General features: G+C 51.0%; 13 protein-coding genes. 7 read left to right on the top strand and 6 right to left on the bottom strand.

Annotation, left to right across the window (positions count from 1 at the left end; all coding sequences use genetic code 11):
• The first annotated feature begins 151 nt into the window (after window positions 1–151).
• The 4 genes from pomA (at window position 152) to CWE07_RS10590 (ending at window position 3,850) form a co-directional block, all read left to right on the top strand.
• The gene (pomA, locus tag CWE07_RS10605; protein ID WP_111569901.1) at window positions 152–910 is read left to right on the top strand and encodes a flagellar motor protein PomA; all 759 of its coding nucleotides are present in this window, start codon (window positions 152–154) and stop codon (window positions 908–910) included.
• Window positions 911–912: 2 nt separating this feature from the next.
• Window positions 913–1,836, top strand: a complete 924-nt coding sequence (locus CWE07_RS10600) for a flagellar motor protein MotB (protein ID WP_241974126.1) — start codon at window positions 913–915, stop codon at window positions 1,834–1,836.
• Between the two features lie 103 nt (window positions 1,837–1,939).
• Window positions 1,940–3,403: a tRNA uracil 4-sulfurtransferase ThiI gene (thiI, locus tag CWE07_RS10595; protein ID WP_111569902.1), complete on the top strand. Its 1,464-nt coding sequence runs from the start codon at window positions 1,940–1,942 to the stop codon at window positions 3,401–3,403.
• An 84-nt stretch (window positions 3,404–3,487) separates the two neighbouring features.
• Window positions 3,488–3,850 carry a VanZ family protein gene (locus CWE07_RS10590; protein ID WP_241974125.1) on the top strand — a complete coding sequence of 121 codons (363 nt, stop codon included), beginning with the start codon at window positions 3,488–3,490 and terminating at the stop codon, window positions 3,848–3,850.
• Between the two features lie 2 nt (window positions 3,851–3,852).
• On the opposite strand, the gene srmB is transcribed toward CWE07_RS10590, so the two are convergent.
• Window positions 3,853–5,061, bottom strand: coding sequence for an ATP-dependent RNA helicase SrmB (gene srmB / locus CWE07_RS10585; RefSeq protein ID WP_111569903.1), 1,209 nt, complete (start codon window positions 5,059–5,061; stop codon window positions 3,853–3,855).
• A 189-nt stretch (window positions 5,062–5,250) separates the two neighbouring features.
• Here srmB and CWE07_RS10580 point away from each other — a divergent pair, with 189 nt between their 5' ends.
• Window positions 5,251–6,075, top strand: coding sequence for an HDOD domain-containing protein (locus CWE07_RS10580; RefSeq protein WP_111569904.1), 825 nt, complete (start codon window positions 5,251–5,253; stop codon window positions 6,073–6,075).
• Between the two features lie 32 nt (window positions 6,076–6,107).
• Here CWE07_RS10580 and rdgC read toward each other — a convergent pair whose 3' ends face one another.
• Complete coding sequence (rdgC, locus tag CWE07_RS10575) at window positions 6,108–7,013, bottom strand: recombination-associated protein RdgC (RefSeq protein WP_111569905.1); 906 nt, start codon at window positions 7,011–7,013, stop codon at window positions 6,108–6,110.
• Window positions 7,014–7,107: 94 nt separating this feature from the next.
• Window positions 7,108–8,844 (bottom strand): sensor histidine kinase, encoded by a 1,737-nt coding sequence (locus CWE07_RS10570; RefSeq protein WP_111569906.1) that lies wholly within the window; start codon window positions 8,842–8,844, stop codon window positions 7,108–7,110.
• A gap of 243 nt (window positions 8,845–9,087) precedes the next feature.
• Between CWE07_RS10570 and phoB the strand changes: the two genes are divergently transcribed.
• On the top strand, window positions 9,088–9,774 hold the full coding sequence (gene phoB, locus CWE07_RS10565; protein ID WP_111569907.1) for a phosphate regulon transcriptional regulator PhoB: 687 nt from the start codon (window positions 9,088–9,090) through the stop codon (window positions 9,772–9,774).
• 11 nt (window positions 9,775–9,785) lie between these two features.
• On the top strand, window positions 9,786–11,141 hold the full coding sequence (phoR, locus tag CWE07_RS10560) for a phosphate regulon sensor histidine kinase PhoR (protein ID WP_111569908.1): 1,356 nt from the start codon (window positions 9,786–9,788) through the stop codon (window positions 11,139–11,141).
• An 11-nt stretch (window positions 11,142–11,152) separates the two neighbouring features.
• Here phoR and serA read toward each other — a convergent pair whose 3' ends face one another.
• From serA to CWE07_RS10545, 3 genes are all read right to left on the bottom strand, one after another.
• Window positions 11,153–12,385 carry a phosphoglycerate dehydrogenase gene (gene serA / locus CWE07_RS10555; RefSeq protein ID WP_111569909.1) on the bottom strand — a complete coding sequence of 411 codons (1,233 nt, stop codon included), beginning with the start codon at window positions 12,383–12,385 and terminating at the stop codon, window positions 11,153–11,155.
• A gap of 74 nt (window positions 12,386–12,459) precedes the next feature.
• Window positions 12,460–13,113: a ribose-5-phosphate isomerase RpiA gene (gene rpiA, locus CWE07_RS10550; protein ID WP_111569910.1), complete on the bottom strand. Its 654-nt coding sequence runs from the start codon at window positions 13,111–13,113 to the stop codon at window positions 12,460–12,462.
• Window positions 13,114–13,156: 43 nt separating this feature from the next.
• A complete protein-coding gene (locus CWE07_RS10545) occupies window positions 13,157–13,813 on the bottom strand; it encodes a 5-formyltetrahydrofolate cyclo-ligase (RefSeq protein WP_111569911.1) in 657 nt (218 codons plus the stop codon).
• Window positions 13,814–13,820 lie beyond the last annotated feature (7 nt).

The raw sequence follows: 13,820 nt of genomic DNA, 5'->3' as shown, positions 1-13,820 counted from the left end.
GGCGTTAGCAAGATAACCTACAGCCTTTAAGTAAAGAAATCGTCAACGCCGCCGATGTTAAATCAGCGCCGCTTGATTTTACGCTTGTCAGTGTAGCGCAGATACAGAAAAATAGCGCCTGTTCAATCACGCACACGATGGGGAGATTTGTGTGGATATAGCAACACTCATTGGTTTGATAGGAGCCATAGCCTTCATTGTCATGGCAATGTTGTTTAATGGCGACTTGATGCTGTACGTCAATGTCCCCTCCATATTCATTGTTTTTGGTGGCTCTTTATTTGTGGTCTTGGCGAGTTATCCTCTGGCGCAATTTTTGGCGTCGGGCAAAGTGGTCGCTAAAGCCTTTATTTTTAGAATCGAAGAGCCGCAAGAACTGATTGATAAAGCGGTGGAAATGGCGGACGCGGCACGTAAAGGTGGCTTTTTAGCCCTTGAAGAAACTGAAGTTCCGAATGCATTCTTTCGCAAGGGCATCGATATGCTTGTCGACGGCCATGACGCAGACGTGGTGCGCGCCACCCTGCAAAAGGACATTGATCAAACCTACGAGCGTCACCGTAAAAGCGCGAACATTTTCCAAACCATGGCGGATGTATCGCCGGCCATGGGTATGATGGGTACGCTGATTGGTCTGGTCGCGATGTTGGCGAATATGGACGACCCCAAAGCCATCGGCCCGGCAATGGCTGTTGCCTTGTTGACCACCTTATACGGTTCGTTTATTGCCAACGTATTATGTGTGCCTATCGTCAACAAACTGACGTTGCGCATGGAGCAGGAAAAGCTAAACCAAGAACTGATGCTTGATGCCGTGCTTGGTATTCAGGACGGTCAGAACCCACGCATTATTGAAGGCCTGCTGAAGAACTATCTGGCTGAATCTAAGCGTGTGGTAGAGGAAGCATAACCATGGCGATGCCAGCACCAGAGAAGAAGTGTCCACGTTGTCCGCCCAAGGGCTTAGCCCCTTGGATGGCGACCTTTGCTGATCTGATGGCGTTGCTACTGTGCTTTTTCGTATTGCTATTGGCGTTTAGCGAAATGGATGTGCTTAAATTTAAGCAAATTGCAGGTTCTATGCAGTTTGCATTTGGGGTGCAAAATCGCATTGAAGTAGAAGATATTCCGCGTGGTACGAGCGTGATAGCGCAAGAATTTCGCCCAGGCCGCCCAACCCCGACGCCGATCGAAACTATCCAGCAAGTTACTTCGGACATGGCCCAACAGACCCTCGACTTTCAAGATGGCGAGGATGATTATGTGGGTGGTCCGCAACAAGACCAAGGTGGCGAAGCTGACCCGCGTGAAGAAGCTCCGCAACAAATGGAAATGATGCAAATGGCAGAGCAAACCGAGCAAGCCATGCGCCGCATTCGTGAAGAAATGGAGCAGGAAATTGAAGACGGTGCGCTGGAAATTGAAAGCCTTGGCCAACAAATTCTGATTCGTATTCGTGAGCAAGGCACCTTCCCTCAGGGGTCTGCGTTCTTGCAACCGCAATTCCGGCCAGTCATTCGCCGTATCGCTGAGGTCGTCAATGACATTCCCGGTGACATTACAATTTCCGGCCACACCGATAACCAGCGTGTACGCTCGGAAATGCACAGCTCGAATTGGGATTTGTCCAGCGCGCGTGCGGTAGCAGTGGCAGAAGAAATGCTCAACGTCAGTGGCTTTGAAGAATCGCGTTTGACGGTGCGTGGTTTAGCTGACACCCGGCCGCTAGTGCCTAACAATAGCGATGACAACCGGCGCCGTAATCGCCGTGTGGAAATTGCTATCATGCAGGGCAGTCCGATTGAATCCAACCCCATTGACGCGGGCAGCAACTAGCCTAAACCCTCGCTTTTTTGTATAATTCTGTTCCATTTTATTCAGCATCCAGCAGGCTCTACGCTTGCTGGATGCGTTGTATTGCTTAAATTGTCAGGTTTTTATGAAGTATATCATTCGCTTACAAGCTGAGATAACGGTCAAGAGCCGCTCGGTCCGGGCGCGTCACGGTAAATTACTTACCGCGAACTTGCGTAATCAACTTAAAGCGATTGACGCCGACATTACCGTGCGTTGGTTGTGGGACAGAATTGAGACTCAATTACCAGCACAGCTATCTGCGCAGCAACATCAAGCCGTAGTGGAGCGGTTAAGTTCCACCCCAGGCGTGCTGCATTTTGAACGGGTACAACAGCATGAGTTGACTGACTTTGCGACCTTACTCGAGTGGGTGTTGCAGTTCAAAGCGCAGCAACTGGAAAACCAAACCTTTGCGGTAGTCGTGAAGCGCAAAGGGCATCACAGTTTTTCATCACAGGACATGGCCCGCTATATCGGTGGTGGCATTTTAGAGCGTGTGCCGGGCACCCGCGTGCAACTTAAAGGCGCCGCACAAGAAGTGGTTATCATGGTCGCCGATGACACTGTGTTCTTAGTTGAGAAGCGCTTTGCAGGTTTAGGCGGGTTCCCATTGCCGAGTCAGGAAACGGTGCTGAGTTTGATGTCAGGTGGCTTTGACTCGACGGTGTCGAGTTACCAAATGATTAAGCGTGGTGCGCGCACCCACTATTGCTTCTTTAATTTAGGTGGTGATGCCCACGAAGCAGGCGTGCGCGAGATCTCGTATTATATTTGGCAGAAGTTCTCGCCGACCCACCCGGTGAAGTTTATCAGCATCGATTTCGCGCCGTTGGTAGATAAAATCTTAGCACACGTTGATAACAGCTTAATGGGCGTGGTGCTCAAGCGCACCATGCTGCGGGCTGCCTGCTTAGCGACGCGTTATGTGAATGCCCAAGCCTTGGTTACTGGTGAAGCCATGGGGCAGGTGTCGAGCCAAACCTTAAGTAACTTAGCGGTGATAGACGAAGTGACCAATCGCTTAGTGTTGCGCCCGTTAATTGCCATGGATAAGCAGGACATTGTCGATATTGCACGCCATATCGGGACTGAACCATTGGCTGCTGCGATGCCTGAATACTGTGGCGTGATTTCCAATAAGCCAACGGTGAAAGCCAAGTTAGGTGCGGTTCAGGCGGCGGAAACGGTGATCACCGACGAGTTGATTGAAGCCCAGGTATATAACGCGCAAGTGATTGATATTCGTCAGTTGCATGATGCCAGCATGGCCAAAGTTGACCTTACTCAAGGTGCGAATGATAATGCGCCGCAGGTCATTCTGGACATTCGCCGTAGCGAAGAGCAAGAGCAAGCCCCACTGCAGCAACAACCATACCCAGTTGAATCTTTACCATTTTTTAAACTGGAAAAGCACTTTAAGGGGCTTCCATCGGACACCCATTATCTGCTTTACTGCGACCAGGGTGTGATGAGCCGCATGCAAGCACTGCATTTGCGTGAGCAAGGGTTCAGCAATGTGTCTGTGTATACGCAGGCCTCAGCTTAGCCCCTAAGTTGCAGCCGGTATGTGGTAGTAACAGTGAGCCCAGCTAAGTTGGGTGTGGTTAAATCATTAGGGTAAGTGAGTCCCATGGTCAATAGTGTGGCTGCGCGTAGCGTATTCGTAGTGGTATTTTGCCTTGTCTCGTTACTCTTTTTTTGGAGTTCACCACCCAGTGGTCCGCAGGGTATCGCGCACTTAGATAAAGTGGTGCATTTTGGGCTGTTTTTCGTGGTCGCTGCGAGTTGGCATTATGCCTTTCGCTTGCCGTATTGGGTGTCGATGTTGGCACTAACTGCGTACGGTATCGCCATTGAAATGATTCAGTACTATATTCCCGGGCGGGGCGCTGATGTCTGGGACGTGGTGGCCGACGTTGCAGGTGCGGCGGCTTTCTTCTTGTGCTTTGCCGGCTATAAAAAGCTGCGCGCCCGCAAACGAGGGCGCGCTTAAGCTTAACGCTTGGCGGCTTTTTTCTTCTTCTTTTTCTTGGCTTTGCTCTTGCCTGGTTCAGGGAACTTATGTTGCGGGCGTAAGCCTTTGACGAAACGGCGCTCGAGTTTCTCACCAATATAACGCTCAACACGGCCCAGCATGTCAGAGTCGTGTGCCTCGACCAATGACACTGCAAGACCCTTTTTGCCAGCACGCCCGGTGCGTCCAATGCGATGCAAAAACACATCGGCACGGCGTGGCATGTCAAAGTTCACCACCAGCTGTACGTCTTCAATATCAATGCCGCGGGCTGCCACATCAGTCGCCACCAGAATTTTGTTCTTACCTTGGGTAAAGTCTTCTAATGCTTGGGTGCGCGCATGCTGTGGCATATCACCATGTAGCATGCTGACGCGGTAGTTCTGGCCACGTAATAACTGGGTTAATGCCAGTACGCGCTCTTTGGTTTTGACAAATACCAGCACCGCTAGCGGGTGCTCATTGACCAAATGCTGGAGTAATTGTTGTTTGTGCTCCAAGGTGTCAGCCACATGCACCCATTGCACAATTTTACCGCGCTCACGTTTCGGTGGCTGCGCGTCCACATACACAGGCTCATTTAAAGTCGCTTGGCTAAAGCGTTGAATGGCCGCGCCTTCGAGGGTGGCTGAGAATAACAGGCGCTGTGACACATGGCGTGCTTCCGCAAGAATATTAGCAACCGCATCAGCGAAGCCCATATCCAGCATGCGGTCAGCTTCATCGAGCACTAACCATTCAATGTCTTCGGCGCTAAAACGTTCCTGACCTAAGTAGTCAAGCAGGCGACCTGGGGTAGACACCAAAATATCTAAATTGCTGTCAAATGCGCTTAAATGGCTACCAAAGTTAACCCCACCAGTGACTAATAACGAGGTATGCCCCGTATAACGACATAGGAAGGCGACTTGCTCATGGATTTGCGCCGCCAGCTCACGCGTTGGCGCCAACACTAAAATACGTGCACTGCCTGGTGTTTGCCTTGGGAAATCAATCAGGTGCTGCATGGCAGGAATCACATAGGCTAAGGTTTTACCCGTGCCAGTCGGAGACGAGGCTAAAATATCCCGCGCAGCCATCGCTTCAGGAATTACCTGCTGCTGAATGCGCGTAGGTTTAAGGTGCCCGAGTTCTAACATCGCCTCTGCGAGTGACTCTGCGATGTCAAGATCTTGCCAGCTTGGGGTCATGAAGTACCATTGCCTTAATCAAAACGAACGTGAAAACGTAAATGAAACGAACTTAGGCGGTTATTTTAACGGGTTTTCCGTCTAAGAGCGATGTTAAATGCCACCACCAAGGGTGCAAAACTTGAGTTGTGCACCATTTCAAGGCACTCTAACGTGCAACGGACTATAGTTGAAAAGTGATAAGTGATTATGCACGCCCATACGGATCTTCTTAATCAGGTCAGCAGCGACCTCGACGCCGATACGCTCACTCTACCGGCATTGCCAGATATTGCCCAGCAGGTTCAAAACGCGGTCGCAGACCCGATGATGACGCTGCCAAGATTAGCCCTTATTATCGCCAAAGACCCTGCGTTAAGCGCACGGTTAATCAAAATCGCCAATAGCGCATGGCTTGGCCGCCAAGTGAAAGCCGAAAACTTACCTCAAGCATTGATGCGCTTAGGCTTCTGGCAAATTCGTCACGTCGCTTTAGGGATGGCCCTTGAAGGCTTGTATCAGTCGCAGAACCCGCAGGTGGGCAATGAAATGGCACGTCAGTGGCAACGAAGCATTGAACTTACTGCGGCTGCGGTCACCTTGCTGAACCATTATCCGGGCGAAGCCGATTTACACAGCCATACGTTGGCATTGGCATGTAGCAGTTCGCGGATTGGTGTGTTGCCGTTACTGGTTGCTGTTGAGCGCGGACAATTAAGCGATATGGAAGCCTACCGCGCAGCGCAGCAAGCGATTGCGGTACCGGTGGGCGCGAAGATACTGGATAAGTGGCAGTTCAATGACGAGATAGTCAATTTGCACCAAGCATGGCGCGAAGGCATTGGCTCGCCCAAACCCTCGTATTTAAGCTTTATGCAACTGGCAGGCATGCTCAGTGGCCAAATCAAAGTCAACGACTTAGATGGGGTATTAAAGCTGTATGTTGATAGTGGCTGTATTAGCCGAGTCGGAATTTGGCGCCAGCCTACGGTGCAGGCTGACTACCAAAGTATCTTAAGTGCGCTACGCGATTAACTTTGTGCGACTAGGCCTGGATTGGGTGGCCGTTAGTCGTCGTTGGTTTGGCCCAAAGCGGTGGCTAGTTCATCCATCAGCGCATTACACTCGAGTGCCATCAGGGTAAAGTCGGCATCCAACTGGTCAGCTTTATCGGCACCGGCCATGTCATCGTTCTTTTCTTTCACCACATCGCTAAACTGAAGGCGTTTAATCGCGTAGTCATCTTCTAACACGAAGCTCATGTGGTTGTCCCAAACTAAGCCTAACTTGGTCGCAACCTTGGCATGGGCAAGATGGCTTTGAACTTCTTCGCTGGTTAGATCTTGCTGCTTTAATCGCACGCTCGCAGGTTCATCGCCTAACCCTTTAAGCTCGGCTTCGGTACCTAGCTCAAATGGTGTTGGCGCAGCTTGCTGCTGTAGCCACTCAGTAAAAAACACATCGCCTGACTGCTGCGCGCCCCAAGGTTTAACGGCCAGCGAGCCTAATGCGCCGCGTAATAAGCTATTGAAATCTTCCGCTTTAGCACTGGCTGAACTGTCGACAAGTAAGCGCTGACCGGCTAAATCAATATACGCCCAAATCACGCTAAAGCGGCTAAATGCTTGGGGTAGCATTTCGTGCACAATGTCTTCTTTTAAAGCGCTACGCTCTTTCTTAGGCATTGGGCGCGCATGCTCTTGTGCATAGGCTTCGGCTTTGTCATCTAACATCGCGTTAATGGCGCTGGCGGGCAGAACCTTTTCTTCTTTTTTGGCGCAAATCAGCACATTTTGCCCCACTTTATGGTGCAGCACTTCAGAGCGCTCACCAAACGGAGATACGAAACCAAAGCTAGCCAACTGGTGGCGTCCACAGGGGTTAAAAGGGTATTGCTCTAGCTGTGCGTCAAGATCGTCAGGAAGGCTAAAGGGCTGGGTAAACTGATACACCCGTAGGTTTCTAAACCACATTGGAAACTCCGTTAAACTGCTGTAGCCGTGCAAGGCTAAAAGGCATCATGCGCGGTAATAACACCAAGCATGCATGGTAGCCGCCTAGTTTAACTTAGGTGTTCAGTACTGCAACGGGAAAATGGAAATCATAGCGTAAACCTTTACCCGGTGCGCTATGTGCTGTGATGTCGCCTTTTAAAGTTTGGGTCAGGATATTACGAATAATATGGGTGCCCAAGCCGCTACCGCCGTCATTCGGGCGGGTGGTGAAAAACGGGTCGAACAGATGATCAAGATGCTCCTGGCTCATGCCGTTACCGTTATCTTGGTAGGTGCAGGTCAGGGTGTCGTTGTGGGCACGCACGCGAATACGTATTTGGCCGTTCTCAATACCTTCAAATGCATGCACCAACGAGTTCAAGATCATATTGGTCAGCACTTGGGCGAGAGAGCCGGCCAAGCACCGCACACGAATGTTGGGTTCACATTCAACCACGACTTGGTGGCCGCTATGCCGCAGTTTAGGGCGCAACGACTGCACTACACCTTCGATATATTCCAGCACACAAATATCGCGCAAGGCTTCGGACGTTTGGTCGACGGCCACTTGCTTGAAACTTTCAATTAAATCGCGCGCACGGTTTAGGTTGCCGTCCAGCAATTGGGTGCTTTCACGGCTGTCACGGATAAATTGCTGCAGTTGGCTTTGGGTTAAGCTCTTATCCTCAAGGGCAATGGCGAGCTGTTCAACGCGGTCGGCTAAAAATGAACTGGCGGTCACGCCAATCCCAATTGGGGTATTGATGTCGTGGGTGATGCCCGCAACTAAGCCACCTAAAGATGCAAGCTTTTCTGATTCAACCAACTGGCTTTGGGCACGCTGCAAGGTTTCTAAGGACTCTTTTAAACGTTGATTGGTGCGTTTCAACGTACTTTCAGTCAGTTTACGCTGGCGAATTTCCTGCTCCAGCTTATATTGGCGCTGCTCTAATTCGTGGCGGCGGCTTTGTAAGTCCATCATTAGGTGGCTCAGACGCGAGGTTTTGCGTGCCACTTCCTGTTCCAGCAAATTATTCTGACTGTCGAGTTGCTGGTTGACTTGGCGCAGCTGCTGCTCGGTGAACTTAAGCTCAGCTTGGTGCGCTTGTAAGTTATCAATCAGCTGATTGTAAGCGTCTTCGACCTGCGTAAATTCGTTATTGTGCTGGCCCTTCAAGTGCAAACGTGAATGCTCAAGGTCATCCAGATGAAAATTCTCGATTTGCTGGCTTAACTGACGAAACGGCCGATTGAGTAGCCGTTGAAATGCGAAGCTAAACAATAAAATTAATAGCGTACTTTTGACAATGGCATTGACGACTAGAAATAGCAGGCTGACTTTCAAGCGCTCAATGGCGACCTCGCGGTTAGAAAATATCGCCACGTCGCCGACGCGGGTAGACTGCCCCGAAAATTCAAACACCAAGGGGCTGTAGTGCCCAAACACGCCATTGATTTCAGGTAACGAAACCACTTCATTGCGCATCGGCAATGACTCGGGGTCAAAGGTCGTGCCACGTTGAATAATCACCTGGCCTTGATCGTCGCGGACTAACACACCACCGACGGAGGGCATATTAATCAAGCCTTCAACGATAGCCGTGGTGTTAGGGTCATTAAATTCCCACAGCGAGCGGGTTAAACTGCCGCCAACGGTGTATTGCTGCTGGGCCAGCTCAGACACGATGTAGCGCTTAGTATTAAAGTATTCGGCCGCAATATGCAGGCTGGTGATTAATAGGGTAATGACAAAATAAACCGACAGAACGCGGGTCAGTAATTTTCGTGAAATGCGATTAAACGGCACCATGCGACCGCCTCGCAAGCAAGTGCTGTTGACCCCATACTGTCACTTTGCAATTATCCGTCATCGCCACTTAGGCACTCTTGATAAGGTTATTTCGTAGTTTGCCACTCTACCAAGCTGGCGTTGCTGTGCAACTGATTTTTAACCGAAAAAGTTGACACAATTTGGTAACAGTCATAAAAGTGTCATTAAATGACGCCATAATGCTGGCATACACAGACAATAAGACAGGATAACGAGGACCCTATGGCGCGCAAGATACTTATTGTTGAAGATGAAGCCCCAATTCGTGAAATGCTGGCATTTGTCATGGAACAACATGGTTATCAGCCTGTGGAAGCTGGCGACTTCGAGCGCGGTTTAGCCGCAATCACAGAACCTTACCCCGACATGATTTTATTGGACTGGATGCTACCTGGCGGTAGTGGGGTGCAGTTGGCGAAGCAAATTAAGAGCCAGGAACATACGCGCCATATCCCAATTATTATGTTGACCGCGCGTAGCGAAGAAGAAGATAAAATTCGCGGCCTCGAAGTCGGCGCCGACGACTATATCACTAAGCCTTTTTCGCCCAAAGAACTGATGGCGCGTATGCGTGCTGTGTTCCGTCGCGTGTCACCCACCTCACTGGATGAACCTCTTGAAGTGGAAGGACTCAAGCTTGACCCGGTGTCCCACCGGGTGACTGCAAATAGCGACCCACTCGATATGGGGCCGACTGAATTTCGCTTGTTGCATTTCTTTATGACCCACTCAGATCGCGTATACTCTCGTGAGCAACTACTCGACCACGTGTGGGGCACCAATGTATTTGTTGAAGACAGAACCGTTGACGTTCATATCCGCCGTTTGCGCAAAGCCATTAGCCTGCATGGGCATGATCGCTTGGTGCAAACCGTGCGCGGAGTTGGTTACCGCTTCTCTAACCGCTAAGCCGTTTGTTCATGGGTAAGCATTATTCTATCTATGGCATCGCCAAAGGGCTGCTGTTGTATGTGCTGCCCTTTGCCATGCTGGGCTGGTACCTCGACGCGTTTTGGCAGACATTATGCTTCGCGCTGCTGCTCAAGCTGGTGTGGCATTATTACTTTATTCATCGCCTCACCCATTGGTTGTGGGACAGCCGCACGCTGCTGCCACCCCCAGGGCGTGGCGTCTGGACCGATATTTTTGATGGTATTTACCGCACGCTGCGCCGCAACCAGTCGCGCCAGCGTTCACTCAGTACGTTAATCCGACGCTTTCGCCAAGCCTCAGAAGCAATGCCCGATGCTGCGGTGGTGCTTAAAGAAGACGGCACTGTCACCTGGGCAAATAAGCTGGCGCAATTGTACTTAGGTTTACAGTGGCCGGGCGACAGTGGGCTGCGCATTACCAACTTGATCCGCCACCCGCATTTTGTGAAGTATTTTAAGTCTGGCGAATTTGACCACGCGATTACCATGCATTCGCCAGCGCACCATGCCATGGACATCGAAGTGCGAATTATGCCCTACGCAGACAACCAGCTTTTGCTGATAGCGCGCGATGTGACCCAACTGGCGAAGCTTGAACGTATGCGCAAGGACTTCGTTGCGAACGTCTCGCATGAATTAAAGACGCCACTGACGGTGATGCAAGGCTACTTAGAAATGCTTGATGAGCCTGAAATGCTGCCAGCGCGTCAGGTAAGTAAAGCCATTCATGAGATGAGCGCGCAAACTACCCGCATGCAGAATATGGTCAGCCAACTGCTGGAATTGTCACGGATTGAATCGAGTGGCCCTGAAACCTTTACCGATGAGGTCAACTTAGCCGCGATTATTCGCAGTTGTGGCAAAGACGCTGAGTTGTTGAACCAGCAAAAGCAGCACCAGATCAACTTCGCGTTAGACGATTCACTGACGGTGTATGGCAATGCTGATAAGTTGCGTGCGGTGGTGTCGAACTTACTCACCAATGCAATTAAATACACCCCCGAAGGCGGGCAGATCGATATTAGTTGGTTACGCCGTCATCGCAGCGCTGAATTTAAGGTGTGCGACAACGGGCCAGGTATTGACCCTATTCACCAAAGCCGTTTAACTGAACGTTTCTATCGTATAGAGGCGGACCGCAATAGTGCCACTGGCGGCACTGGCTTAGGTTTATCGATTGTAAAACATGCCCTGGAAGCCCATCGTTCACGCTTGAACCTGGACAGCGAAGTAGGGCGCGGTAGTTGTTTTAGCTTCATTTTGCCGCCAGAGCTGGTAGAGCAAACTCAGGCGGCAAACTCTCGTGAACCAGCAGACTCAGGCAACCAAATAGCAGGCAACTAAGTGAGTGCCTGCTAGTGCAATACGCGGCATCGAATGGTGCCGGGTATGGCTTTGAGGTTCTCCAGTAAGGTCGCAGTTTGGTCACTGTCGACATCCACCACCACATAACCTATCTCGCTGTCAGTTTGTAAGAACTGCGCCGCAATGTTGATATTCAAATCAGCGAAGGTTTGGTTCACCGCGCGCAGCACACCAGGTTGGTTCTTGTGAATATGCAGCATCCGGCTGGCACCAGCGTGCAACGGTAACGATACCTCTGGGAAGTTGACCGCCGATAAGGTCGAGCCGTTGTCTGAGTATTTGACCATTTTACCGGCCACTTCTACGCCAATGTTTTCCTGAGCTTCCTGGGTAGACCCCCCAATATGCGGGGTGAGAATGACATTATCAAAGCGCTGCAACGGCGACACAAAGGCTTCATTCGCCGCTTTGGGCTCGACCGGGAACACGTCCAGCGCCGCACCGCTTAAATGCTTACTATCCAGCGCATGCACCAAAGCGTCGATATCGACCACTGTGCCGCGCGAGGCGTTAATCAACATACTGCCAGGCTTCATGTAGCTTAATTCGTCCTGGCTTATCATATTTTGGGTGTCGCGGGTTTCAGGCACATGTAAGGTCACCACATCGCTACGCTCTAACAACGTGGTCAAGGCACTCACTTGCTGCGCGTTGCCTAACGACAATTTTTCTTCAATGTCGTAGTAAATCACTTGCATGCCCAGTTGCTCGGCCAAGATACCTAACTGCGTACCAATGTGGCCGTAGCCGATAATACCCAAGATCTTGCCGCGCGCTTCAAACGCGCCCTGGGCGCTTTTGTCCCACTCACCACGGTGACAGGCTGCATTCTTTTGTGGGATGCGGCGTAACAGGAAAATGATGTTTGCTAGCACCAACTCGGCGACGCTGCGGGTATTCGAAAACGGCGCATTGAATACCGGAATACCCAGTGCTTTGGCGGCTTGGGTGTCGACTTGGTTGGTACCAATACAAAAACATCCAATTGCCACCAGCTTCGGAGCCTTTGCCAATACCTCGGCGCTCAATTGGGTGCGTGAACGAATGCCGACGAAATGCGCATCCGCCAGAGCATCGGTTAATTCGTCACCGGACAATGCGGTGTGGTGAATCTCAATATTGTGATAGCCGTGGCGTTGCAGGCAGTCGATGGCGCTTTGGTGCACACCTTCTAATAACACAATACGAATACGGCTTTTATCTAACGAATTACTCTGGCTCATGAGGCGAACATTTCCTTAACCGCCGGGTGAATGAAGGGCTTACTTTATACTTCGTGTGTGCTAGTTCGTTTGCATCAAGTGATGGTACGCACACTTTTGCCGTCGCTCAGCAACACGATGTCTGCATTGCGATCGGCAAATAAACCATTGGTGACAACTCCTGTAATTTGATTGAGCTTATGCTCAAGCTCAATAGGTTTGCCAATATTTAGGTTATAAACATCAAGAATAACGTTGCCGTTGTCGGTTACGAAATCATCGCGTAACACAGGGTCACCGCCCAGACGCACAATTTGGCGCGCCACATAGGAACGTGCCATTGGAATCACTTCGACCGGTAGTGGGAAATCGCCGAGGGCAGTCACCAGCTTGCTGTCATCGGCAATACATACAAAGGTTTCGGCCACTGCAGCGACTATCTTTTCGCGGGTTAACGCACCGCCACCGCCTTTGATCATCTGCTTGTGGCGATTCACTTCATCGGCACCGTCAACATACAGCGCTAAGTCGCTGACGCCGTTGAGGTCGAACACCGCAATGCCATGGGCCTTGAGACGCTGCGTAGAAGCTTCAGAGCTTGATACCGCACCCTCAATGTCGTATTTCATGGTGGCGAGTGCGTCAATGAAGTAATTGACTGTTGAACCCGTGCCGACACCGACTATCATCCCAGGTTTCACGTATTCTAGGGCGGCTTCGGCGGCCATTTTCTTGGCATTATCGGACATCTTTGAGTTCCTCTATAAAAGCAAATGTAAGTCAATCAGGTCATTATACTGAGTGCGGCAAGCTAAAGCGCCAACTTTGTGTCGGCGTGATCACCCCACCAAGCGCCACGTCCCATGGTTGCGTCGGAATACGCTCCACCTGTTGGCAATCATGGGCTAAGCCAAGCACGTGTAAACTCGGATAACGGCCGTGCGCCCAGCCCGCCAGGGTGCGGTCATAAAAGCCTCCGCCCATACCAATGCGCTGGCCGTCTAAATCAAAGCCCACCAAGGGCACCAGCATACAATCAATCTCACTTAAGCGTACCACGTTGCGCACATCCAGGGGCGGCTCAGGAATACCAAAGGTGTTCAACCGGTATTCGCTGTGCGGCTCCACATTCAGCATCAATAAATGCCCCTTAGCGAATGGGTGCAGCACCGGCAGGCATAGCTTTTTACCCGCAGCGAGTAGGGCGTCAATTAAAGGCTGGGTGCCAAGTTCGGCACCAAATGAGTGATACAAAGCGATACGTTCAGCCGCTAGCACGTCAGTTTGTGTCAGCACTTGGGTGACCAATTGCTGTGCGGCTTGCTGTTGAAAGTCGGCAGTTAATTGTTGGCGGCGTTGACGCAATGCGCGACGCAGTGCCGCACGCTCGGCCGCAATCGCCTGCGCTTCGGTGGTATGGGTAGCATGTGGAGAGAAGATTGACTGCATCGCAGAC

This window comes from Aliidiomarina maris (assembly GCF_003987335.1).
GTDB classification, from domain to species: domain Bacteria; phylum Pseudomonadota; class Gammaproteobacteria; order Enterobacterales; family Alteromonadaceae; genus Aliidiomarina; species Aliidiomarina maris.
Note: the sequence above shows the minus strand (reverse complement) of the source record. Positions and strands in the feature narration are given on the sequence as shown.

Bases quoted from the DNA above. Each gene is read 5' to 3' on its own strand.
- srmB (WP_111569903.1), bottom strand. From the start codon at position 5,061: ATGACCCCAAGCTGGCAAGATCTTGACATCGCAGAGTCACTCGCAGAG.
- CWE07_RS10580 (WP_111569904.1), top strand. From the start codon at position 5,251: ATGCACGCCCATACGGATCTTCTTAATCAGGTCAGCAGCGACCTCGAC.
- CWE07_RS10590 (WP_241974125.1), top strand. From the start codon at position 3,488: ATGGTCAATAGTGTGGCTGCGCGTAGCGTATTCGTAGTGGTATTTTGC.
- thiI (WP_111569902.1), top strand. From the start codon at position 1,940: ATGAAGTATATCATTCGCTTACAAGCTGAGATAACGGTCAAGAGCCGC.
- CWE07_RS10545 (WP_111569911.1), bottom strand. From the start codon at position 13,813: ATGCAGTCAATCTTCTCTCCACATGCTACCCATACCACCGAAGCGCAG.
- rdgC (WP_111569905.1), bottom strand. From the start codon at position 7,013: ATGTGGTTTAGAAACCTACGGGTGTATCAGTTTACCCAGCCCTTTAGC.
- phoB (WP_111569907.1), top strand. From the start codon at position 9,088: ATGGCGCGCAAGATACTTATTGTTGAAGATGAAGCCCCAATTCGTGAA.
- rpiA (WP_111569910.1), bottom strand. From the start codon at position 13,113: ATGTCCGATAATGCCAAGAAAATGGCCGCCGAAGCCGCCCTAGAATAC.
- phoR (WP_111569908.1), top strand. From the start codon at position 9,786: ATGGGTAAGCATTATTCTATCTATGGCATCGCCAAAGGGCTGCTGTTG.
- CWE07_RS10570 (WP_111569906.1), bottom strand. From the start codon at position 8,844: ATGGTGCCGTTTAATCGCATTTCACGAAAATTACTGACCCGCGTTCTG.
- serA (WP_111569909.1), bottom strand. From the start codon at position 12,385: ATGAGCCAGAGTAATTCGTTAGATAAAAGCCGTATTCGTATTGTGTTA.
- CWE07_RS10600 (WP_241974126.1), top strand. From the start codon at position 913: ATGGCGATGCCAGCACCAGAGAAGAAGTGTCCACGTTGTCCGCCCAAG.